Source organism: Colwellia sp. PAMC 20917 (genome assembly GCF_001767295.1).
In the GTDB taxonomy this organism is placed as follows: Bacteria; Pseudomonadota; Gammaproteobacteria; order Enterobacterales; family Alteromonadaceae; genus Colwellia_A.
Map to the genome: position 1 here is coordinate 4,283,871 of NZ_CP014944.1, position 25,480 is coordinate 4,309,350.

Annotated in this window: 7 protein-coding genes and 1 pseudogene; 5 read left to right on the plus strand and 3 right to left on the minus strand. The window is 40.1% G+C overall.

Annotation, left to right across the window (positions count from 1 at the left end):
- The first annotated feature begins 821 nt into the window (after window positions 1-821).
- Window positions 822-15,725 (plus strand): Ig-like domain-containing protein, encoded by a 14,904-nt coding sequence (locus tag A3Q34_RS18355; RefSeq protein ID WP_070376655.1) that lies wholly within the window; start codon window positions 822-824, stop codon window positions 15,723-15,725.
- 33 nt (window positions 15,726-15,758) lie between these two features.
- Window positions 15,759-16,301, plus strand: coding sequence for a hypothetical protein (locus A3Q34_RS18360; RefSeq protein WP_070376656.1), 543 nt, complete (start codon window positions 15,759-15,761; stop codon window positions 16,299-16,301).
- Window positions 16,302-16,989: 688 nt separating this feature from the next.
- On the opposite strand, the gene A3Q34_RS18365 is transcribed toward A3Q34_RS18360, so the two are convergent.
- The 3 genes from A3Q34_RS18365 to tnpB form a co-directional block, all read right to left on the minus strand.
- Window positions 16,990-18,081: an acyltransferase family protein gene (locus tag A3Q34_RS18365; protein WP_070376657.1), complete on the minus strand. Its 1,092-nt coding sequence runs from the start codon at window positions 18,079-18,081 to the stop codon at window positions 16,990-16,992.
- 35 nt (window positions 18,082-18,116) lie between these two features.
- The gene (locus A3Q34_RS20605) at window positions 18,117-18,281 is read right to left on the minus strand and encodes a hypothetical protein (protein WP_157471050.1); all 165 of its coding nucleotides are present in this window, start codon (window positions 18,279-18,281) and stop codon (window positions 18,117-18,119) included.
- Between the two features lie 904 nt (window positions 18,282-19,185).
- Window positions 19,186-19,428, minus strand: a complete 243-nt coding sequence (gene tnpB / locus A3Q34_RS18370; protein ID WP_083278088.1) for an IS66 family insertion sequence element accessory protein TnpB — start codon at window positions 19,426-19,428, stop codon at window positions 19,186-19,188.
- A 534-nt stretch (window positions 19,429-19,962) separates the two neighbouring features.
- On the opposite strand from tnpB, the gene A3Q34_RS18375 reads away from it, so the two are divergent.
- The 3 genes and pseudogenes from A3Q34_RS18375 to A3Q34_RS18380 all read left to right on the plus strand — a co-directional run bounded on the left by A3Q34_RS18375 (window position 19,963) and on the right by A3Q34_RS18380 (window position 25,473).
- Window positions 19,963-23,238: a sensor histidine kinase gene (locus tag A3Q34_RS18375; protein WP_070376658.1), complete on the plus strand. Its 3,276-nt coding sequence runs from the start codon at window positions 19,963-19,965 to the stop codon at window positions 23,236-23,238.
- A gap of 90 nt (window positions 23,239-23,328) precedes the next feature.
- Window positions 23,329-23,484, plus strand: a pseudogene (locus tag A3Q34_RS20145) (signal peptidase II); the annotation flags it as partial.
- A 354-nt stretch (window positions 23,485-23,838) separates the two neighbouring features.
- Window positions 23,839-25,473, plus strand: a complete 1,635-nt coding sequence (locus A3Q34_RS18380; RefSeq protein ID WP_070376659.1) for a M28 family metallopeptidase — start codon at window positions 23,839-23,841, stop codon at window positions 25,471-25,473.
- Window positions 25,474-25,480: the final 7 nt, after the last annotated feature.

Sequence of the window (25,480 nt, forward strand, 5' to 3'; positions counted from 1 at the left end):
TCTATATTGCTTTCGAAGAGCTTTGGCATAAATGCTGACAATAAAATTCATTATGGATTAATTAATAAATTAGTAGCGTTTACTTTACTAACGACAGCTCCAAGACTTAAAGCAGTCATTAGCGTCCATGATTCCCTTATGACTTTTGCTCCGACAAATAACTAAACATCAATAGCTTCTTAGGCTGTTTTCAGTTTCAGAAGTAGTAGACTTACCTTTTTCCTGATAGACAACTAAGTCACCATTGGCGACAGTTACTTCTGAATTATTAACGGTCACTTAGTGCACGGTTTCATTAAGCTAGGAGCTCCGAATGATTTATCCAACAGAAACTCGACTCTGTTTTTGTTATTTGATTTCCACCAGTATAGGGCTTTTTCAGTTCACTGAAATACACGTTACTTTAGCTCTGAATAATGTTTGTTATACCAAAGACTACAACCTTATTCAGGCTACGTAAATCAAATGGGGGGTCTCCAATTGAGTTTGGATAGTTAAAAGTAAATGTATCTTATATCGCTTGACCAGAACAATTCTACAATTTATTATATTTTTGATATATCTCAAATGTTGTAGAGCATATTAAAAAATTTAATATAGTTAATGTAAATATCTTTTTATTAGTAATTATTTTTACTACTATCCTTTTATCGTCCGCGGATAGTATAGCCTCGAGTACAAACTCTGTAATTGACACTCCTAATATTTCTTTTGATAGTTCGCAGGCCGCAGCTCTCACATTTAATCAACGCTCTCAGCACGGGCAGGAATATTTAATTGAAAACCAAAAGTTTCAGGCCAGATATTCTGCCGAGGGCTGGATGTTTGTACCTGACGATGGCGGGCCTCAATGGCATTGGAAATTAGTCGCCACTAATGCGTCAGATAAATTAGACTTTAATGCAAAACCAGAGGCATACGGATTAAGGGATATTCGATACCATCGTGGCGCTATTATTGAACAATACATTGCCAAGCCACAGGGTATGGAACAACAGTTTTTGATCACGTCTCCTCTTGATTTAAACGGGCAGGCGTTGCAGATAGAGGGAGAGATTGAAGCTGATGGTTTATTTGTTGAGACTTCTCATGGGTGGTTATGGCAAAACTCAAATGGTGTTGTGAGCCTGGGTGATGTTACCGTTATTGATGCCGATGGGCAACATTTATCAGCTTATATGGAAGTTACATCAAATCATACTCGAATAGTGGTTGATGCCAAAGATTTAGCGACCGCTGCTTATCCTGTTTTAATTGATCCAGAAGTTGGAACTAATGATTTCAGAATTAGCACTATGGGGCCTGATGGTTCTGCTGGTTATACTGCTGATAACCCTGCTGTTGCCTACAACAGTAGTTTAAATGAGTATTTAGTAGTTTGGGAAGGCGATGATGATACCGTCCCACTAGTTGACGAAGAAATAGAAATATTTGGCCAACGCATAAATGCTGAAACAGGAGCGCTTGTCGGCTCCCGCATAAGAATCAGTGAAATGGGGCCTGACGGTGATACCACATACAGAGCAAACACTCCTACTGTGGCCTACAGTAGTGCCGAAGATGAATATCTTGTTTGTTGGAGTGGTGATGATGATAGCGCGTCTAAAGTTAATGAAGAGATTGAAATTCACTGTAATTATGTTGTCGCTGCAACAGGAACTACGCCATTCTTCCCCATTATATATTCAGATATGGGCACTGATGGCAATACAAATTACTCTGCATTCAACCCTGATGTTACTTATAACGCAATCAATAACGAGTATCTATTAGTTTGGGAGGGAAGTGACAATACAGGAATTTTGGTAGCAAGTGAATTTGAGGTTTACGGTCAAAGAATATTAAGTACCACAGGCGCAGAAATTGGTAGCAATGACTTTCGCATAAGTGATATGGGTAATGATGGAGATGCTGACTTTGATGCGCTAAGACCAGCCGTTAGCCACAATGAAATTAATAATGAATATTTAGTTGTATGGGGTGGTGAAAATCAGGGGCTAGTTGATGAATGGGAAATTTATGGTCAACGAATTGATGGTGCATCGGGCACTGCTATGGGTACTAATGAGTTAGGCATCAATGACTTTCGCATAAGTGATATGGGGACTGATGGTTCAACGTTATTTTCTGGATTTGAACCAGATATTGCTTTTAACCGTTTTAATAATGAATACCTTGTTGTTTGGGAAGGTGAAGATAATACCGGCACATTAGTCAGTGGTGAGTTTGAAATTTTTGGTCAGAGATTATTAGGGGAAACGGCTGCTGAAACTGGTACGAATGACTTTAGAATTAGCGATATGGGGACCGATGGAAATACAAGCTTTGAAACTTTCGGCGCAAGTGTTTCATATAATAAAGTTAATAATGAATATTTAGTGGTTTGGAGTGGAGAAGACAATACCGGTTTGTTAGTTGATGGTGAGTTTGAGATTTATGGGCAACGCTTAATTGCTAGTAGTGGTGTTGAAGTTGGCACCAATGATTTCAGGATCAGCGACATGGGAACTGATGGAGATGCCGATTTTGATGCTTTAAATAAGGCTATAGCATACAACCCAGAGAATAATGAGTATCTAGTAGTTTGGGAAGGTGAAAACCAGATTCTGATCAGTGAGTTTGAAATTTATGGTCAACGAATAGAGATAAACTTGGGATTGGTTTTAAACGAAATAGATTATGATCAACCGGGCTCGGATAATAACGAGTTTATTGAATTAAAAAATACCGGTGATGCTGGTATCGATTTAAGTGTTTTTTCGGTTGAGCTTTTTAATGAAAGCAGCAACTCGGTTTATAAAACGTTTACATTACCATCAGTCATACTCGCAGCAGGTGATTATTATGTGATATGTGGAAATTCAACCAGAGTCAGTAATTGTGATCAAGATGATGTCACGGATATCGACTTGATTCAAAATGGATCCCCAGATGCCGTCGCTTTGAAGTGGGATACAACAATTGTCGATGCCGTTAGTTATGAGGGTGATAGCACCGCGCCTTATTTAGAAAATACCGGTGTAGGCATACTTGATGACCCTACGATGAATTCTGGTGGTATTGGTCGAATTCCAGATGGTAATGATACCAATGATAATGCAACGGATTGGTTATTTAGTTGTGTAACACCTGGTACCGATAATCTTAATGTAACAACAGACTGCAATGTAGCTTCAGTTTTAACAATAGCTGGTGCTAATTTGAGTTATGAAGAAGGTGATGGTGCGGTTGTTATTGCCGCTTTAACTACCGCTACCGATTATGACTCAGCAGCTTTTGATTCTGGTGATTTTACCATTGATATTACTTCAAATGGTACGGCAAATGATCGCTTATCAATTATTAATGTTGGCAGCGGTGCGGGAGATATTGGCTTTAATTCGGCTACTGGCGATGTTAGCTATGAAGGTGTTGTTATTGGTTCTGCATCTGGTGGAAATAATGGTTCGACACCACTAGTCATTAGTTTTAATACTAATTCCACTATTGAAGCTATAAATGTGTTAGCAACCAAAATTACTTTCGAAAATACTTTCGATAACCCTAGTACTCTAAATCGAACGGTTAGATTTGTTTTAAAAGATGATGATTTAGATGATAGTAATGCAGTCACTAAGATTATTGAAATCTCGAATATTAATGATGTGCCAGTTAATACCGTAGTACCGATAATTAGCGGTACGGCCAGCATTGGCAATGCGTTGTCATCGACAACGGGCAGTTGGACGGATGCGGACGGCGATACACCAAGTTACAGTTATCAATGGTATCGAGCCGATGATAATGGTGGCACCAATGAGGCCGCCATCGCTGGCGCGACGACAAATAGTTACACACTGAACAGCGCGGATGCGCATCAATACCTACGCGTAATCGTCACTGCCAATGATGGCAATGGCAGCAGTGATCAAACGGCGAGTAGTACACGCACCGCGATCAACAATGCGGCGCCGGTGAATACGGTGGTGCCTGTCATGAGCGGTACGGCCAGCATTGGCAATGCGTTGTCATCGACAACGGGCAGTTGGACGGATGCAGACGGCGATTCACCAAGTTACAGTTATCAATGGTATCGAGCCGATGATAATGGTGGCACCAATGAGGCCGCCATCGCTGGCGCGACGACGAATAGTTACACACTGAACAGCGCGGATGCGCATCAATACCTACGCGTAATCGTCACTGCCAATGATGGCAATGGCAGCAGTGATCAAACGGCGAGTAGTACACGCACCGCGATCAACAATGCGGCGCCGGTGAATACGGTGGTGCCTGTCATGAGCGGTACGGCCAGCATTGGCAATGCGTTGTCATCGACAACGGGCAGTTGGACGGATGCAGACGGCGATACACCAAGTTACAGTTATCAATGGTATCGAGCCGATGATAATGGTGGCACCAATGAGGCCGCCATCGCTGGCGCGACGACAAATAGTTACACACTGAACAGCGCGGATGCGCATCAATACCTACGCGTAATCGTCACTGCCAATGATGGCAATGGCAGCAGTGATCAAACGGCGAGTAGTACACGCACCGCGATCAACAATGCGGCGCCGGTGAATACGGTGGTGCCTGTCATGAGCGGTACGGCCAGCATTGGCAATGCGTTGTCATCGACAACGGGCAGTTGGACGGATGCAGACGGCGATACACCAAGTTACAGTTATCAATGGTATCGAGCCGATGATAATGGTGGCACCAATGAGGCCGCCATCGCTGGCGCGACGACGAATAGTTACACACTGAACAGCGCGGATGCGCATCAATACCTACGCGTAATCGTCACTGCCAATGATGGCAATGGCAGCAGTGATCAAACGGCGAGTAGTACACGCACCGCGATCAACAATGCGGCGCCGGTGAATACGGTGGTGCCTGTCATGAGCGGTACGGCCAGCATTGGCAATGCGTTGTCATCGACAACGGGCAGTTGGACGGATGCAGACGGCGATTCACCAAGTTACAGTTATCAATGGTATCGAGCCGATGATAATGGTGGCACCAATGAGGCCGCCATCGCTGGCGCGACGACGAATAGTTACACACTGAACAGCGCGGATGCGCATCAATACCTACGCGTAATCGTCACTGCCAATGATGGCAATGGCAGCAGTGATCAAACGGCGAGTAGTACACGCACCGCGATCAGCAATGCGGCGCCGGTGAATACGGTGGTGCCTGTCATGAGCGGTACGGCCAGCATTGGCAATGCGTTGTCATCGACAACGGGCAGTTGGACGGATGCAGACGGCGATTCACCAAGTTACAGTTATCAATGGTATCGAGCCGATGATAATGGTGGCACCAATGAGGCCGCCATCGCTGGCGCGACGACGAATAGTTACACACTGAACAGCGCGGATGCGCATCAATACCTACGCGTAATCGTCACTGCCAATGATGGCAATGGCAGCAGTGATCAAACGGCGAGTAGTACACGCACCGCGATCAGCAATGCGGCGCCGGTGAATACGGTGGTGCCTGTCATGAGCGGTACGGCCAGCATTGGCAATGCGTTGTCATCGACAACGGGCAGTTGGACGGATGCAGACGGCGATACACCAAGTTACAGTTATCAATGGTATCGAGCCGATGATAATGGTGGCACCAATGAGGCCGCCATCGCTGGCGCGACGACAAATAGTTACACACTGAACAGCGCGGATGCGCATCAATACCTACGCGTAATCGTCACTGCCAATGATGGCAATGGCAGCAGTGATCAAACGGCGAGTAGTACACGCACCGCGATCAGCAATGCGGCGCCGGTGAATACGGTGGTACCTGTCATGAGCGGTACGGCCAGCATTGGCAATGCGTTGTCATCGACAACGGGCAGTTGGACGGATGCAGACGGCGATTCACCAAGTTACAGTTATCAATGGTATCGAGCCGATGATAATGGTGGCACCAATGAGGCCGCCATCGCTGGCGCGACGACAAATAGTTACACACTGAACAGCGCGGATGCGCATCAATACCTACGCGTAATCGTCACTGCCAATGATGGCAATGGCAGCAGTGATCAAACGGCGAGTAGTACACGCACCGCGATCAGCAATGCGGCGCCGGTGAATACGGTGGTACCTGTCATGAGCGGTACGGCCAGCATTGGCAATGCGTTGTCATCGACAACGGGCAGTTGGACGGATGCAGACGGCGATACACCAAGTTACAGTTATCAATGGTATCGAGCCGATGATAATGGTGGCACCAATGAGGCCGCCATCGCTGGCGCGACGACAAATAGTTACACACTGAACAGCGCGGATGCGCATCAATACCTACGCGTAATCGTCACTGCCAATGATGGCAATGGCAGCAGTGATCAAACGGCGAGTAGTACACGCACCGCGATCAACAATGCGGCGCCGGTGAATACGGTGGTACCTGTCATGAGCGGTACGGCCAGCATTGGCAATGCGTTGTCATCGACAACGGGCAGTTGGACGGATGCAGACGGCGATTCACCAAGTTACAGTTATCAATGGTATCGAGCCGATGATAATGGTGGCACCAATGAGGCCGCCATCGCTGGCGCGACGACAAATAGTTACACACTGAACAGCGCGGATGCGCATCAATACCTACGCGTAATCGTCACTGCCAATGATGGCAATGGCAGCAGTGATCAAACGGCGAGTAGTACACGCACCGCGATCAACAATGCGGCGCCGGTGAATACGGTGGTGCCTGTCATGAGCGGTACGGCCAGCATTGGCAATGCGTTGTCATCGACAACGGGCAGTTGGACGGATGCAGACGGCGATTCACCAAGTTACAGTTATCAATGGTATCGAGCCGATGATAATGGTGGCACCAATGAGGCCGCCATCGCTGGCGCGACGACAAATAGTTACACACTGAACAGCGCGGATGCGCATCAATACCTACGCGTAATCGTCACTGCCAATGATGGCAATGGCAGCAGTGATCAAACGGCGAGTAGTACACGCACCGCGATCAGCAATGCGGCGCCGGTGAATACGGTGGTACCTGTCATGAGCGGTACGGCCAGCATTGGCAATGCGTTGTCATCGACAACGGGCAGTTGGACGGATGCAGACGGCGATACACCAAGTTACAGTTATCAATGGTATCGAGCCGATGATAATGGTGGCACCAATGAGGCCGCCATCGCTGGCGCGACGACGAATAGTTACACACTGAACAGCGCGGATGCGCATCAATACCTACGCGTAATCGTCACTGCCAATGATGGCAATGGCAGCAGTGATCAAACGGCGAGTAGTCTTTATACATTAATAAGTAACAGTTTACCTTTTTTATCTGGAACATTTACGACAGACGGTGTTGTCAATGATAACGCAACAATTACACCTTTTAGTGGAGTAACCGTTGCTGATTCTGATACTGATAATGTTTCAATTAATATTACTTATACTTCCGCAAACGGAACTTTAAACGGAACTGGTATTACAGGCTCGGCAGGTAATTACACAGTCACATCTGCCTTAGCTGCAACGGCGACTTCTAATTTACAGGTTATCATTTTTACACCTACTGAGAATCAAACTGTAGTTGGTTCAACAGTTGTCAGTAGCTTTACTTTGATCCCAAATGACGGTATTGGAAATGGAATATCTAATGCTACAAGCCAACTAACAGCCACATCAATCAATGATGAACCAACTATTTCTGGTACACCAGCAACGAGTGTCACAGAAGACACTAATTATAGTTTTCTACCAACAGGAGTTGATATTGATAGTGGTGAGAGCGCTACTTTAGTTTATAGCATTACCAATAAGCCTGGTTGGGCGAGTTTTGATATTGCTACTGGCGCCTTAACTGGAATACCCAATGACTCTGGCGTAGGTACAACGAGTGGTATTGTTATAACTGTGACTGATACTCATAGCGCTGCTGATTCACTGGCTAGTTTTGATCTGACGGTGACAAATATTAATGATGATCCTGTTATTACGGGTACTGCAACAACTAGCACAGTAGAAGATAGTCTATATAACTTTACACCTTCTGCTAGCGATTCTGATAATGGCGAAACTGCCAGCCTAGTTTTTAGTATCACCAACAAACCAACGTGGGCTAGTTTCAGTACCAGTTCCGGCGCCTTAACTGGAATACCCGATGATTCTGATGTCGGTACAACTAAAGGTATTGTGATTAAAGTGACCGATATTAATGGAGCTATAGATACCTTACCAAGTTTTGACTTAGTGGTTACAAATTTTGATGATCCACCTACGGTGGTAAATATTTTGCCTGATATAACGGTTAATGAAGATTCATCAGATACTAATATTAATTTGAACTTAGCATTTGCTGATGTTGATAGTGATGATACCGCCATTACTAAATTAGTTCAGACAAATACAAATGCTGCTCTTGTGACTGCTTCAATAACTGGAAATTCGCTGATTTTAAGTTACTTAACTGATATGAATGGCAGTGCTAATATTACCGTTAGAGCAACGTCTAATGGTAAAACGGTTGATGACACATTCACTGTGATTGTGACTGAAAAAAATGATACTCCGATATTTTCAAGTATTGAAATAGCCATGGTTAATGAAGATTTTCCTTACAACTACAGTATCACAACCGATGATGTTGATGGTGAACCTGTCAGTATTTCGGCTTCGAATATTCCTAATTGGCTATCATTAACAGATAACAGCGACGGTACAGCTATTTTGTCTGGAACTGCAAGTAATGATGAGGTTGGCCCTCATACCATTAGCTTAAAAGTGAGCGATGGCGATTTATTTAGTTATCAAGATTTTATAATAACGGTAAGTAATGTTAATGATACTCCGGCTATCAATAGTGCCGAAATTTCCGTTGCAACCGAAGATTTAACTTATAGTTACACCGTAATTGCAACGGATGTTGATGTTGGCGATAGCCTTATTTTTAGCGCTCCTACTTTACCAAGCTGGTTGAATTTTGATAGTGGAACTCATACTTTAACTGGTATGCCATTTAACGGTGATGTGGGTATTCATAATGTAGTATTACGTGTGACAGATGCTAGCGGTGCAAGTTTTGATCAGAATTTTAGTATTGAAGTGTTTAACGCCAATGACACACTATTTGTTGATAGCGCAGCAATTGTCAATGCAACTGAGCAAGTAATATACAGTTATACATTGAAAAGTCATGATATTGATATTGGTGATAGTTTAACCTCTAATGTGATCACTAAACCTACTTGGTTAAGCTTTACTCCTATTACCAATGTATTGAGTAATGGAGTAATTATCGATAGTGGTGTATTAACAGGGACTCCGACAAATAGTGATGTAGGCGAGCATAATGTTGTACTTCAAATCACTGATGGTGTTATACCAGAGCATCAAACTTTTACTATCAATGTAGGCAATATTAATGATATCCCTGTTATTAGTGGTGTGCCAAATAGCAGTGTCGATGAAGATGCTTTGTACTATTTTAAGCCTCTGGTTACCGATCAAGATTTAGGTGACAGTCAAACTTTTAGTATTACAGGTAAACCTGATTGGGCAAGTTTCAATACCAGTAACGGTGAGCTTACGGGCACACCTGGTAATACCGATGTGAGCGTATATAATAATATTGTGATAACAGTGACTGATGCAGCTTTTGCCAGTGATAGCTTATCAGCCTTTAATATTACTGTCGGTAACACTAATGATGCACCAATCATTAACAGTCTTGCATCAACAAGTGCTAATGAAGGTGAGTTATATAGTTATACCGTCATAGCCAGTGATGTTGATGTTGGAAATAGTTTAACTTTTAACGCGCCGATACTGCCTACATGGTTAAGTTTTGATGCAGGAACACAATTACTAAGCGGTATTCCTGCTCAGCAAGATATTGGCTTTTATACTGTGGTTTTACGTGTGAATGACGGTAATGTGAATGTTGATCAAAGTTTTGTGATCGAGGTTTCTGCGACCAATAATTCGCCAGTGATCACAAGCACCGCAGCAACAATCGCGATTGAAGATATTTTGTACATTTATGCCGCAACAGTAGTTGATCCTGATGATAGTAATAACGGCATTGATCTGAACTGGAGTTTAACTAATGCGCCAGCAGGTATGCTTATTTCTAATCTCGGAGTAGTTACCTGGACACCAGCCAATGCAGTTACAACTTCAGGTTCAGTCACTTTATGGGTTGCTGATGGCGGTGAAAATGGTTCAGCTGCAGCTACAGAAAGCTTTATTATTACGGTGACTAATACCAATAATGCGCCTACCATTACAGGCGCACCCGCAACCAGTGCATCAGAAGATAGTACTTATAGTTTTACCCCCTATGCTGATGATGTGGATGTTGGGGACAGTTTAAGCTTTAGCATTATCAATCAACCAATCTGGGCGATCTTTGATACAAGCACCGGGGCTTTAACTGGCACACCGACCAATGCTGATGTGGGGGTCACCAATGGTATCGTGATCACGGTAACCGATCTTGATAGTTCTTCAGCCTCTTTGAGCAGTTTTGATTTGAGTGTGATCAATGTGAATGATGCCCCCATCATTTCAGGTACGCCTGCGAACAGTGTGGCAGAGGACAGTCTTTACAGTTTTATCCCCGCAGCTTCTGATGTGGATGCTGGTGATAGCTTAAGCTTTAGCATTATCAATCAACCCGCTTGGGCAACTTTTAATCCAAGTAATGGTGCGTTAACGGGTATACCGAATAACTCAGACGTAAGTCTGAGTAGTGGCATTGTGATATCAGTGACTGATCTCAGTAATGCCTCAAGCAGCTTAGCCAGTTTTAATATTACAGTAATTAATATTAACGATGCCCCCACCATTTCAGGCATGTCTGCAACCAGTGTGGCAGAGGACAGTCTTTACAGTTTTATCCCGACGGCTTCTGATGCGGATGCTGGTGATAGCTTAAGTTTTAGCATTATCAATCAACCCGCTTGGGCAAGTTTTAATCCAAGTAATGGTGCGTTAACGGGGATACCGAATAACTCAGACGTGGGTATGAATAGTGGCATTGTGATTTCAGTGACTGATCTCAGTAATGCCTCAAGCAGCTTAGCCAGTTTTAATATTACAGTGATTAATATTAACGATGCCCCCATCATTTCAGGTACGCCTGCGAACAGTGTGGCAGAGGACAGTCTTTACAGTTTTATCCCGACGGCTTCTGATGCGGATGCTGGTGATAGCTTAAGTTTTAGCATTATCAATCAACCTGGCTGGACAACCTTTAATCCAAGTACTGGAGCTTTAACTGGCACGCCCGGCAATGTTGATGTGGGTGTCACCAACGCTATCGTGATCACGGTAACCGATCTTAATAATGCAGCTGCCTCTTTGGTCAATTTTGATTTGAGTGTTATCAATGTGAATGACGCACCCACTATTACTGGTACGCCTGCAACTAGTGTGGCAGAGGATAGCCTTTACAGCTTTACCCCAGCGGCTTCTGATATCGATGCTGGTGACGTGTTAACTTTTAGTATTAGTAACCAACCGAACTGGGCAAATTTTAATACCAGCACAGGCGCTTTAACTGGCATGCCTACTAATGCTGATGTGGGAGTCACCAACGGTATCGTGATCACGGTAACCGATCTTAATAATGCAGCTGCCTCTTTGGTCAATTTTGATTTGAGTGTTATCAATGTGAATGACGCACCCACTATTACTGGTACGCCTGCAACTAGTGTGGCAGAGGATAGCCTTTACAGCTTTACCCCAGCGGCTTCTGATATCGATGCTGGTGACGTGTTAACTTTTAGTATTAGTAACCAACCGAACTGGGCAAATTTTAATACCAGCACAGGCGCTTTAACTGGCATGCCTACTAATGCTGATGTGGGAGTCACCAACGCTATCGTGATCACGGTAACCGATCTTAATAATGCAGCTGCCTCTTTGGTCAATTTTGATTTGAGTGTTATCAATGTGAATGACGCACCCACTATTACTGGTACGCCTGCAACTAGTGTGGCAGAGGATAGCCTTTACAGCTTTACCCCAGCGGCTTCTGATATCGATGCTGGTGACGTGTTAACTTTTAGTATTAGTAACCAACCGAACTGGGCAAATTTTAATACCAGCACAGGCGCTTTAACTGGCATGCCTACTAATGCTGATGTGGGAGTCACCAACGGTATCGTGATCACGGTAACCGATCTTAATAATGCAGCTGCCTCTTTGGTCAATTTTGATTTGAGTGTTATCAATGTGAATGACGCACCCACTATTACTGGTACGCCTGCAACTAGTGTGGCAGAGGATAGCCTTTACAGCTTTACCCCAGCGGCTTCTGATATCGATGCTGGTGACGTGTTAACTTTTAGTATTAGTAACCAACCGAACTGGGCAAATTTTAATACCAGCACAGGCGCTTTAACTGGCATGCCTACTAATGCTGATGTGGGAGTCACCAACGCTATCGTGATCACGGTAACCGATCTTAATAATGCAGCTGCCTCTTTGGTCAGTTTTGATTTGAGTGTTATCAATGTGAATGACGCACCCACCATTACTGGTACGCCTGCAACTAGTGTGGCAGAGGATAGCCTTTACAGCTTTACCCCAGCGGTTTCTGATATCGATGCTGGTGACGTGTTAACTTTTAGTATTAGTAACCAACCGATCTGGGCAAATTTTAATACCAGCACAGGCGCTTTAACTGGCATGCCCACTAATGCTGATGTGGGGGTCACCAACGGTATCGTGATCACGGTAACAGATCTTAATAATGTATCATCATCGTTGACCGGTTTTGACCTAACAGTAATTAATGTCAACGATACGCCAGAGGTTATTGATCAAAATATAACTACGAACGAAGATATTGCAGTTTCGATTGTATTAATTGGCACTGATGTCGATGGTGATAGCTTGTCTTTTATGTGGGTGAACGAACCATCAAATGGAACTCTTACGGGAGTTTTACCTAATCTTAGCTACACTCCAAATGCCAATTTTTCAGGTAGCGACAGTTTCTCCTTTAAAGCTAATGATGGGACAACCGACTCAAATACAGCTACAGTTTATCTTACGATTAATAGCACGAATGACACTCCTTTGGTCAGCGACAAAACCGTTACTATGTTAGAGGATTCTAGTGTAGATATTATTTTGACGGCTAGCGATTCAGATAATGATAAGCTGACATTTGTTGTCGTAAGGCAACCTAGCAATGGTTTGTTGACTGGTCAGGCTCCGGATCTCCTTTTTACCCCCAATGGTAATTTTAATGGCAGTGATAGTTTTACTTTCAAAGCCAATGACGGAGAGTTAGATTCTGAAACGAAAACAGTTGCAATTGATATAACACCTGTTAATGATGAGCCTCAAGCTGTCGATGATTACCTAAGTAGAGATAATTGGGATACTGTGACTATTGATGTGCTATTAAACGATAGTGATGTAGATGCAGACGCTATGACTATTGAAGGCGCTAATGTTAATTCTGGTACGCTCAGCTGGACTGACGAGCTATTGACCTTCACCCCGAATATTGGTTTTAAAGGTGTAGTGGTGATTGACTATACTATTAGCGATAATCAGCAGGGAAGTGACTCAGCTCAAGTCTTTATTGATATCAATGTAGATGATGTCAGTTTACCTGTGATCAATGCACCTGCAGATGTAGAGGTTAATGCAGATGCGTTATTAGTCAAGGTTGAACTTGGCGTTGCAACGGCGGTGGATCAGTTTGGACGCTCAATTGCTGTGACTTTAGTTGACGACCTAACATTTTTCAAACCGGGTATTCATTCTGTTATATGGCGCGCAATGGATAGCGAAGGGCTTGTTGCTGAAGCAAGTCAATTAGTGCGTATTAACCCATTAATTTCTCTTGATAAAGACCAAACTATGCTTGAAGGGGGTGGGGTAACAGTTGGTATCCGACTGAATGGGGTTTCTCCGCAGTATCCCCTGCATATCCCCTTTATTGTTACAGGTAGTGCAAACTCAGGAGATGATCATAATTTGAATAGTGGTGTGGTTGTGATTGAATCAGGGACTGAGGCTTTCATCCATTTTGATATCTTAGCGGATGTTGAAATAGAAGGGCAGGAGACAATTGTTTTGGAACTTGGTAATACCGTTAATCGAGGTAGCAAATTTATTCATACGGTGACCATTAATGAAGATAATGTTGCGCCTCGAGTAAGTTTAACTTTAGAGCAATCAGGTTCCGCTCATGCCATTATTTATCAACAAGCGGGTGAAGTTGTTGTCAATTCAAAAATCGATCATCCAAAGCCTGATAGGCAGTTCAGCTATATCTGGTCTAATCAAGAACAGATAATTACTGATGTTGATAATATAGATGAAAGCTTTAGTTTTGACCCTTCCAACTTGTCGCCAGGTCTTTACCATATTCAATTGAAGGTGACAGATCTTAATGAACCAGAATTTAGTGATGTTTTTGAGTTGAATTTTAAACTTCAAACAATGGCAATTGATCTGGGAAGTGATGATTTTGATGGGGATGGTATACCCGATAATATTGAGGGACACGAGGATAGCGATGGTGATGGACTTGCTAACTATATGGATGCTTTTGCTGAATGTAATGTTATGCCATCCCAAGTTGATACCAGTAACTTCTTGGTTGAAGGCGAACCTGGAGTTTGTTTACGTTTGGGGGATGTTGCCCTTGATAATGGTGCCAATGGTCTGCGAATAATAAATGAGCAAATAACAGACACTGAAACCGTCAATATGAGTAGTGTCTTCGATTTTATTGCTTACAATTTACCAATGGCAGGTGAGAGTTATCAAATTGTTTTACCCCAGGTTCAGCCTGTGCCTGCCAAAGCTATCTATAGAAAACTAATGCCACTAATTGGCTGGGTGACTTTTAGTGAAACTCAAGCAGATCAACTTTGGTCAACTCAAGGAGAACGTGGCTATTGCCCTCCACCCGGAGATATAAGTTGGCAAAAAGGTCTCGTTGAAGGAAGCTGGTGTGTTCAACTTACGATCCAAGACGGGGGTATTAATGATGCTGATGGACTCTCTAATAATATGATTGTTGATCCTGGTGGTGTTGCTGTGTTCATTAATAATAATACCCCTCCTGTTGCAAATGACGATATGGCTGAAACTAGTATCAATACTTCGCTGATCATTGATGTATTAGCCAATGATAGTGATGTTGATGGTGATTTGTTAACGATTAGTTCTGCAAATGCGAACTTAGGTCAGGTTATTGTTGTTGGCAGTCAGTTAGAGTATCAGCCTGTTATGCAATTTATCGGTATTGATACTATCGTTTATGCTATTACAGATGGTATGGGGGGGGCTACCTCTGCTAGTGTCAGTATTGAAGTATTAGCCAATCAAAAACCGATTGCCAATAATGACATAGCGACAGTTAAGGCTGGGCAACAAATAATTATAGATGTTTTGGTTAATGACTCCGATGGTGAAAATGATATATTGCAAGTGATTGAAGTGACTGCTGAGCAGGGAAGTATTTTTATCAACGCTGATAATACACTTACCTATACTGCACCACTAGACTTTATAGGCGTGGATAGTGTCAACTATTTGATCCGTGATGAATTTGGCGGTGAAGCGAGCGGTCAGATCGAAATTACAGTGACTTCTGGCACTATAGAAATGACTCTTACGACCACTGGCGGCGGTTCAATAGGGTTGTTTTTCATATTATTATTATTGTTAATCACAAATATAAAATATTTGAGCTTACTCCAAGATATCAGAATAAGACAAATAAATGCTCAAACATGATTACAACGTCATTTACCAAAATGGAAAATATTAGTGATTAAAAAAGTAGGTGTTATTGGATTATTGTTATGTCTGTCTGGATCATTAGTGGCTGAAGCTGCGGATAATACTCATTGGTATATTCTAGGGGGTATTGCTCAAGTTTCGGGAAACAGTTCAAGTCAAGAGTTAACACAAGATTTGGTTCAAGTTGGAGTGACGGTCAACCAACTAACGATTGAGGATAACCGCACTGGTTGGCAGTTCAAGTTAGGTCGTAGTCTCACCGAGCATCTGGCGCTGGAAGCCGGTTTTATTGATTTAGGTGAAGTGGCTATAAGTATGACAGCAGAAGTCAGCAATCCTGATGGGTTGATTGCTTCCGCCAATAAAATACATCCAAATTCAGCCACAGGCTACACTTTTGGCGGTGTATATCGCTATTGTATTTATAGCCCATTTTACTTAGAGGCTCGTGCAGGTCTATTTATCTGGCATGGTGATTTTGAAAGCGAGTTGCCCCGTGGCTATCAACAAATTAATAGTCATAATTCAGGTATAGATGCTTATTTAGCCTTAGGGGGGCTTATAGATTGAATGACAATAGTGCTATATCAATAACATGGGGAAGATATCAATTAGACAAGCAATATTCAGATGTATTATCTTTTAATTGGCAATATTACTTTCGTTGACTATATCGCCTTTTTTGATAGGGCTAACCCCAGTCTCCTCATTGAATGTTCGTTCTTGTAAATTCATCAAATAATCGACTAGATTCAAAGTCTATTTTTTCAGTAAGCCTCTCTAATTTTTTTAAACGTTTATTGTTTGTTGGCGATGATAACGGCTCTGTTGCGGTAGTTTTTGATGCAAACAATCTTCAATTTGTAACAACTTTCTAGTGAATAGGTCAAATTATAATAATCATTTTTGCATGATGAATAACACTTTTTGTCATAAACCAAAAAATTGAGTTATTTGTAATAATCCTAAAGTTAGTTACTCTGTTTAGGTCAACAAGCGGGGGACAATTGATCTCGACCAATACACAAAATTTCAAATTCTTACTTCTTCAATGCGCACTAAGTGACCATATTAGCATTATGAGTTTTGTTGGCTTTTTAGAGTGTTATAAATACGTAGACATTTCACTGTTTAACGTTGTTGTGAAGTCTTCAAAAGATATCAGAAATTTATTAGTATTTTCATATAAATTTAGTGTTCGCTGATTTCTACCAGTACTAGCTGCTTTTGATTTATTGCTTGAAAAAACGCTAACTATTTACGTCCGCTTGAGTAACTTATACGCAATTTGCACGTCATTGGAAATGCACTGTATTTTAAGGATGATTTTATAAAACGTACTCATAAAGAGTGTTTTCCAAACATTATAAAAGCGCACTTCTATCGCTATATGCATAAAATATGATACGGATAAAACAATCGATATGATTACTATATAAATAAAAAATTTATTTTCTTCTGAACCGTATTTAGAAATAAACATATAACCGAAATGTGCATGAATTAAATATACCGGATAGGTTAATGCACCCAGCGTCTTTGAAAGGGGGAGCGTTAATAATTGCGCCTTTTTTGTATTCATATAAATGAAAAAAACAAAGAAACTGACAATAATTCCCCCGACAACATATTCTGAGAAGACTACGCCCATGGACTCGGATTTTAATAATGCTTGCTCAGTTGAATAAAACAAACCTAAACCAAAAGATATAATGATTGATAAAATAATCTTCAGCGATTTATCTATTTTTAATAGTGCGAATAACGCCCCCGCAGAAAAATAGTAAAAATAGCCACCAAGATAAGGAAGATCATCATGACCAATGATGAATGCTATGAGCATTGCAATAGGCCACAACATGAATAATAGATTTAAATGTTTTTGTAATCCGATAATAAGTAGAAAGAAAACTAAGGCATAAAACTTTATTTCATATACCAATGTCCAGTACACTCCGTCAACATGAGCAATATTTAGATAATTTTGTAGCAGTGTAAAATTCATAATTATTTGATTAGGGTTTACTGACATAAGATCGCCCCCCCAATACCATGCAAAGATAGATGTAAAAATTACTGCAAACCAATAGGAAGGATAAAGGCGGATGGCTCGAGAGACTGCAAACTGGGCAGGTGTTCTGTTTTTGGCGGAGTTAAAAATGACAAAACCACTGATCATAAAAAACAACTCAACGCCAAGGTATCCATATTTGGTGAATTCAATCAGGGAATCTATATGATCTAAAGAGTCAATTTTCCCATTCGCTATGCCATTAAAAGTATAATGGAATAAAACAACTATTATAGCGGCAAAAAAACGACCATAATCCAACAATTCTAATCTTTTCATCTGTAATATTCCTTAACATAAAAATTTAAATGGAATTAACTACTCTTTAGAGCTGTTTGTAATAAATTTAACTTGTTAACCACTGAGTCGTTTTTTTTCCATGAGAGCCCATATAGACCCACTAAATGCTTGTCTTTACCGTTGGCATACCAACGTAATAACACCACAGCAAATATCATCCAACCTAACACCGAACCCATAATATAAAGACCAGCGAAAGCGAAGAACGGATAGGTCAGTGTTAATCCGAACAGATCATTTTTTCTTCAGTAGAATTTGGATTAAGTTGTTTTTTATCATGTGAGTATCAGTCCAAATGCGAGTAATAAAAAAGCGGTAATATGCGTATTGTGTTATGTCAGCTTACTTTTTCTATTGACTAAAATAGTGTTGTTACTACTTGTATAGCTAAATGTGTGCCAAAACTCACCATTTTATGTAATGTTCTGATTTATAAGTTTTTATTTGATTTTTAATGTTTTTTTAATGAAGGGATTGATGTGGTAAATTGCAAAATAAAAAGGTTATTTTCATTTTGCAATTCTTTACAGATGTTAAATTTTTGTAAAGAAACCTAATACGAGTTCAGTCTTTTTTAAGTATTATTTGAATTAACTTATTACGCTGCGATAGGATAATTAATCCTAAGGTAATAAATAGAAACCCAGTGATTTCGTCAACAAAAGCAATAATGTATTTAGGGCTACTTTGTTTCATTGGATAAGATGGCGTTGTTAACATTTTCAGTACAGGATAAGAGGCAAAACATCAGACTTACTTTCTTCAAGCCTTGACGCAGCAGACGCAAAAATTGCTTCCGCCATGTTAAATTTTCTTTATAAACGTTCTAATTCAACAATTTATTGTGAGTAAATTTTTAATTGGTCCCCCAAGTGGAGTACTGAGCGTCCTAGATCCCCCAACATTGACTCTTGTCCCTTTTACTTTGTGTAAGCGTGAATTAAATCAGCAAATAATTTAGAACGTTTTGGGTTTAATTCTAAATTTAATGAGTTAAATATTTCATTAGAATTCACACCTTACATTTGACTGCTTCTTTCGTTAATCGCGATACGGATAAAATTTAATCTTTTTTGCTGTGCTTTAACTTTTGGGTGATTTTGGCCATTGAAATCGCCCTTGTTCTAAGGGACGATAATAAAGCCAAAAACCATTAGTATCCCAAAATAATATTTTTAATTTATCGCACTGCTTATTACAAAAAAACCAAGCTTGACTCAAAGGATCTAGTGATAAGGTCTCACTAACAATAATACTTAGGCCATTGATTGATTTTCTCATGTCAGTGAAATCAGTGACCAAGTAAACTTGGTTTGGGGTATGCATTACAACGCACCCAATAATAGAGATAACGTTTGAGGCATTAATGTCGACTCAAAATTTAACTGGTACCCCATTGGTGTGGTGATTTTACTCATGGAAGGTTGAGTTAAAAGTTGTTCATGTATAACAAAGGGGCTCACCTGTTGAGGTTTAATTGGTTGGGTTTTATCTGCAAGTTATTTACGCCAACCATTGAAGGTGGACACGTTAATCTTGTTATCTCGGCAAAATTGAATGATAGTTAAATCGCTACGTTGTTGCTATTTAAATATGTTTTGCCAGTGTTTTATTTTTTGCTGTTTATTCATCATGACCTCATGTTAATTTACTGAGGTAATTATGCGTAGGCTTTATTAATATTGGTATGTGGGGCTAATTACGCGCTTACTTTTTAACGACAACTAAATCGAACATGCTCTTTCTTAAACGTAGGCTATACTCTGTATTTTTAACAATGCTATAATTTATACTGCTGTAAGGTGTTAATAACAAATAACAAATAACAAATAACAAATATTGTTATATTGGAGTGTTTTTATGCAAAAAGGGAACAAATATAATTGGCAAAGTAGTATATGGCTACTCCTCTTTTTATGTATAAGCAGTAATACAATTGCAAGTAGCTATTACTCCTCAGCACAAAGTATTTCTGCTAGTGACGGTCTACCTGAGACTACTATATTTTCCATGGCATACGATAAGGAGGGTTTCATTTGGCTTGGAACACCTTCTCGACTAATTCGATATGATGGATATGAATTTAAATCATTTTCAAACGCCAAACAAGAATCAAAACCGCTAGTTGTGTCAAATATGGGGAATATCTTCATAGACAGTCATAATAGACTTTGGATAGGCAGTTGGGGAGAGGGGATTGCAGTTTACTCAACAGACTTAGTTTTATTACATTATTTTCAAGAAGATAAAACCAATGTTAGGTCTTTGCCTAATAACCGTATACAAGTTATTTTTGAAGATAAGAATAAGACTATATGGCTAGGCACCAATGGGGGTGGTTTAGCTCGGTTTGATGAGTCTTCAACTGATTTTACTGTTTTTGAAAATGATCCCAATGATAACAATACACTTAGTCATAATCGTGTATGGAGTATCGCGGAAGATAAAAATGGAGCGATATGGGTTGCAACGAGTAAGGGGTTAAATAAGTTGCCCTTGCATTCTCAATTTTTTGAAACGTTTTATTATGACAGCAACTCTAACACTTCTCTGAATCATGATTTAATTCGAAGTTTACTAGTAGACAAAAAAGGGAGGCTTTGGGTTGGTACACAAACTGGATTTGGTGAGTTTGATGTCGACAAGCACGTTTTTGAACGTATTGAATTACTGAATCAATCTGGTACTAGTACTGTTTCTCGAATTAAGGAAGATAGAAATGGAAGTCTTTTTATCGGTACATTAGAAGGACTTTATCGTTACATTCCGGATAAACAACAATTAACACCTTGGTCTGGTGACAAAAAATATCAACTTTTCCCTCAAAACGACATACGTGACATTCTATTTGACCGTTCAGGCCTTCTTTGGGTTGCGACACGATTTGGCGGGCTTATTAAAGTTGATTTGACGCCTAATATATTTAAACATATTGATAGTTATACTATTGATAGTGCATTGAAACCTATTAGACGTGTTTATGCTCTATTTCAAGATAGTAATAATATAGTTTGGATTAGTACGGCTGACGGACTTTTAACTATGGATTTACAGACAAACTTAGTTACTTCTCATCTTACTAAAGAAAAAAACTATCAGGGAAATATTACCTCTATATCTGAAGATAAAGAAGGCACTTTATGGCTTAGTGGTTCATTTGGGCTATTAACATTGGATAAAGCCAGAGCAACTTTTGCTAATAGAAACGATGTTCTTGAAGGTATTCAAAATAAAAATGTAAACAAAGTCTTTGTTGATTCACATAACCACTTATGGGTAGGTATGACACACGGAGGACTCATTTTTTATGACTTTTCAGGTATTAGAAACGTTTATAGATATGATAAAAATAATCTACATTCTTTAAATGATAATACTATCTTATCTTTGTTTGAAGATAGAGCTGAACACATTTGGGCAGGAACCCCCGTAGGACTTAATCGTTTTGATTCGGTGAATAACATATTTAGCCACTATGATTCAAATCTAACAGATTATTTAATTAATGATATTACCCAAACTAACGACGGAGCTATATGGTTAGCAACTCCTGCCAGTTTAAACAAGTTCGACTATATTTCTGGAAATATACAACGCCTTAGTGTCAGTCATGGATTAAGCAATGATAATATTAAAGGCGTTCTTGAGGATGATTTTGGTAATTTATGGGTTAGTTCAAGTCATGGTATTTCTAAATACAATATGGGAGAGGAGTCTTTCATAAATTATAGCGCTACTAGAAGTTTTAATAATAATACGTTTCTTCCCGATATTGCCCTAAAAGCGACTAACGGTACTATGTATTTTGGAGGAATAAATGGGATTGATAAAATCACTCCTGCTCGTGTAAGTCCATCATCCTATAAACCTAATACAGTTATTACTGATGTATGGGTCGATGACAAGAAGATATTTATAGATAATCAATCACCAAATCGCACTATAAAACTACCACATGATACTCTTCGGATAGAGATAGCTTTTGCAACGCTTGATTTTTTTGAACCATCAAAGATTCAATATAGCTACATTTTGAACGGCTTAAATGATGAATGGCGTCAACCGTCAACTTCTAGAATTGCCACATTCACCAGTTTAGATCCTGGAGTTTATATTTTTTCAATGATGGGAATAAATAGTCACAATATTAAGAGCCAAAACATATCCGCATTAAAAATAATCATAGCGACTCCGTGGTGGGAAACTCTTTGGGTCAAACTTTTAATGAGTATTACAGTGATTTTTTTATTCTATAAGCTATATCAATACAGAGTAAAAAGGTATGAGTTGCAAAAAGATAAGTTAGAAAGAAAAGTTTCAAATAGAACTGAAGAGTTAAAAAAATCTAATCTACAATTGGCTTCAACCGTTAAACAATTACACACGTTCCAAAAAGAACTAGTGGAAAAAGAAAAAATGGCTACTTTAGGAAAAATGGTTGCTGGTGTAGCACACGAGGTCAATACACCGATAGGGATTGGGATCACTGCATCAACTTTATTACATGAGAAAATGGACGATCTTCAAGCAGCATATGAAAACCAGAAAGTAACAAAATCCAAAATAGAAAAATTTCTTTTTGAGGGAAATGAAAATATTGGTCTGCTTTGTAGAAGTCTAGATCGAGCATCTAAATTAATTAATAAATTTCAGCAGGTTGATATTGAACAATCAAATAAAAACGTCACCCAACTTCACCTGTACCACTTAATAACTGAAATGATTTCACCTTTTCAGTCTAATGGGTCAAAACATGAGTTTATTATCGATTGTGATAAAAATATGTTGATCACTAGCAAAAGAGAATCGATTGAACATGTTTTAAGTAACCTTATAGAAAATTCGCTAGGTCATGGCTTTGAGGGTATCGAAAAAGGGACGATTATGATTGAATGTACATTCTCTGAAAACTCTTGCACAATCATGTATTCTGATAATGGTAATGGTGTCAGCGAAGAGTTTCAAAAAGTTATCTTTGATCCATTTTCAACGACTAACCGTGGGAGCGGGTCTGGGTTAGGAATGCATCTAGTTTATAATATAGTCGCTCAGGCGCTGCATGGAAGTATTGAAATTCATAATAATCAAGGTTCAGGGATCAAGTTTAAAATAGAATTTCCTATGTTGGATGTTTGAGAAAGTAGGGGAAGGATACTCAATTCGTATATAGTAGCTCTTTAAATATATAGTGTTTTTAATTAGTCCTGCTGTAGTGTTAGTAATTTTTATGATCGTGTTGTTAATAATGTTGCGGTGATTGATTTTTTAAATATTGGTATTGGCTCTATTCGAGCAGAAATTTTTAATGTAGTGGATATCGTAATAATGTTAGGCGTTTTTCTTCTCCTATTTACTCAAAACAAAAATCAAGCTAAGGCGTAAAAGACTACTAACAAGGCTGTAAAACATACTGTAGCTTCAGCGGACATCAATTTTATAATTCTATCGTGCTTTTGAGGCAAAATGAGAAAAAAATACTGCTAATGTCAGGTATCCTTGAAGATAGTGGACATAATATTAGTGATTGGTCGTCTCAAAAATCATGCTCTTTCACATAAGGTCATCATTTTACGTTTATTCATATAATGACCTTGCTTATATTATGAGTTTATTTACTGACTTAATACATTATTAACTAGTTAACTCTTTGCTGACTATAACTTTTCAACTAAGTCTATTAAACGCCGCCAATACTCGTTTATAATCTAAGAGTCATTCTTAATAAAAGTATAAAAAATGAAAAATAAAATAGCTTTAACCTTATTTACTTTAGCGCTGGTAAGTGGCTGTAGCAAAGAAAGTAATGTTTCAAAAAATACCGAAGTAGATGTTGCGGCGAGTTATCAAAGCATTAACAAAGAACAACTTATTGAGCATATCAAAGTACTTGCTTCAGATGAGTTTGAAGGGCGCGCACCGTCAAGTAAAGGTGAAGAGCTTACGCTTGATTACTTAACTAAACAATTAACGGCAATAGGTTTTAAGCCAGGCAATGGTAATAGTTTCCTTCAAGCCGTACCTATGGTGTCAATTGAGGCATCACCAGACATGACATTGTCAATTGGTGATAAAGATTATCAATACGGGACGGATATGGTAATGGGCTCTGCTCGCATAAGTAACTTTGAACAACTTAAAGACTCAGAATTAGTCTTTGTTGGTTACGGTATTAACGCGCCAGAGTACAACTGGAATGATTATCAAGATTTGGATGTTAAAGGTAAAACCGTTGTTATTTTAGTTAATGATCCGGGTTTTGCAACTCAAGATGCTAAACTTTTCAACGGTAATGCGATGACCTATTACGGGCGCTGGACCTATAAATATGAAGAAGCTAGCCGACAAGGTGCTGAAGGTGCGATCATTATTCACGAAACTGCTCCCGCATCATACGATTGGTCGGTAGTCGAACACTCGTGGTCTGGTCCTCAATTTGGCTTTGTGCGTGAAGACAAAAATAAAGACCGTGTAGCGGTTGAAGGTTGGATAAATAGTGAGGTTGCCAAAGAATTATTTACTCAAGCCGGTGTAAACTTCGAACAGGCTAAAATTGCGGCTGCCAAGGGAAGTTATCATCTTGATATGGGCGACTTAACAGCTTCTGTTACGGTAAATAACACGGTGAAAGAATCTGTATCTTATAACTTTATCGCCACTTTACCTGGAAGCGTTAAGCCTGATGAACATATTTTATATACTGCACATTGGGATCACTTAGGCAAAGATACCAGCTTAATTGGCGACCAAATTTATAATGGCGCTGTCGATAATGCATCGGGTACAGGGGCACTTATTGAAGTTGCTGAAGCTTTTGCTAAATTGCCTGTTGCACCAGCGCGTTCCATTACCATCATGGCAGTAACTGCAGAAGAACAAGGGTTGTTAGGTTCTAAGTTTTATGCGGCTAATCCTATTATTCCAGCGGCTAAGACAGTTGCAAATATTAATATGGATGCTTTAGGGGTTAATGGTCGAAGTAGCGATGTCTCTGTCTATGGATTAGGGCAGTCAGAACTCGATAACTTTCTTAGTGATGCAGCGAAGAAGCAAAACCGCACCATCGCCGGGGATCCTCGTCCTGCTGCGGGTATCTATTACCGCTCTGATCACTTTGCCTTTGCAAATATCGGCATTCCAGCGTTATATGCTAAAACGGGAGAAACTGCCGTTGATGAAGCGACTAAAACGTTGAGAACTCAGTTAAAGGAAAGTCTTGGTAAGTGTTATCACAACCTTTGTGATGAATATAATGATACATGGGATCTTTCTGGCGCAGAAGAAGATATGCAAGCATTTTTTGACATTGGTTATCAGCTTTCCAAAGAAAATGTTTGGCCACAATGGAGTAAAACATCAGAGTTTAAACGCTAAACGCTGA

Excerpts from the sequence above, each read along its gene's own strand:
- A3Q34_RS18365 (WP_070376657.1), bottom strand. The coding sequence starts at position 18,081 with ATGAAAAGATTAGAATTGTTGGATTATGGTCGTTTTTTTGCCGCTATA.
- tnpB (WP_083278088.1), bottom strand. The coding sequence starts at position 19,428 with ATGCATACCCCAAACCAAGTTTACTTGGTCACTGATTTCACTGACATG.
- A3Q34_RS20605 (WP_157471050.1), bottom strand. The coding sequence starts at position 18,281 with ATGGGTTCGGTGTTAGGTTGGATGATATTTGCTGTGGTGTTATTACGT.
- A3Q34_RS18380 (WP_070376659.1), top strand. The coding sequence starts at position 23,839 with ATGAAAAATAAAATAGCTTTAACCTTATTTACTTTAGCGCTGGTAAGT.
- A3Q34_RS18355 (WP_070376655.1), top strand. The coding sequence starts at position 822 with ATGTTTGTACCTGACGATGGCGGGCCTCAATGGCATTGGAAATTAGTC.
- A3Q34_RS18375 (WP_070376658.1), top strand. The coding sequence starts at position 19,963 with ATGCAAAAAGGGAACAAATATAATTGGCAAAGTAGTATATGGCTACTC.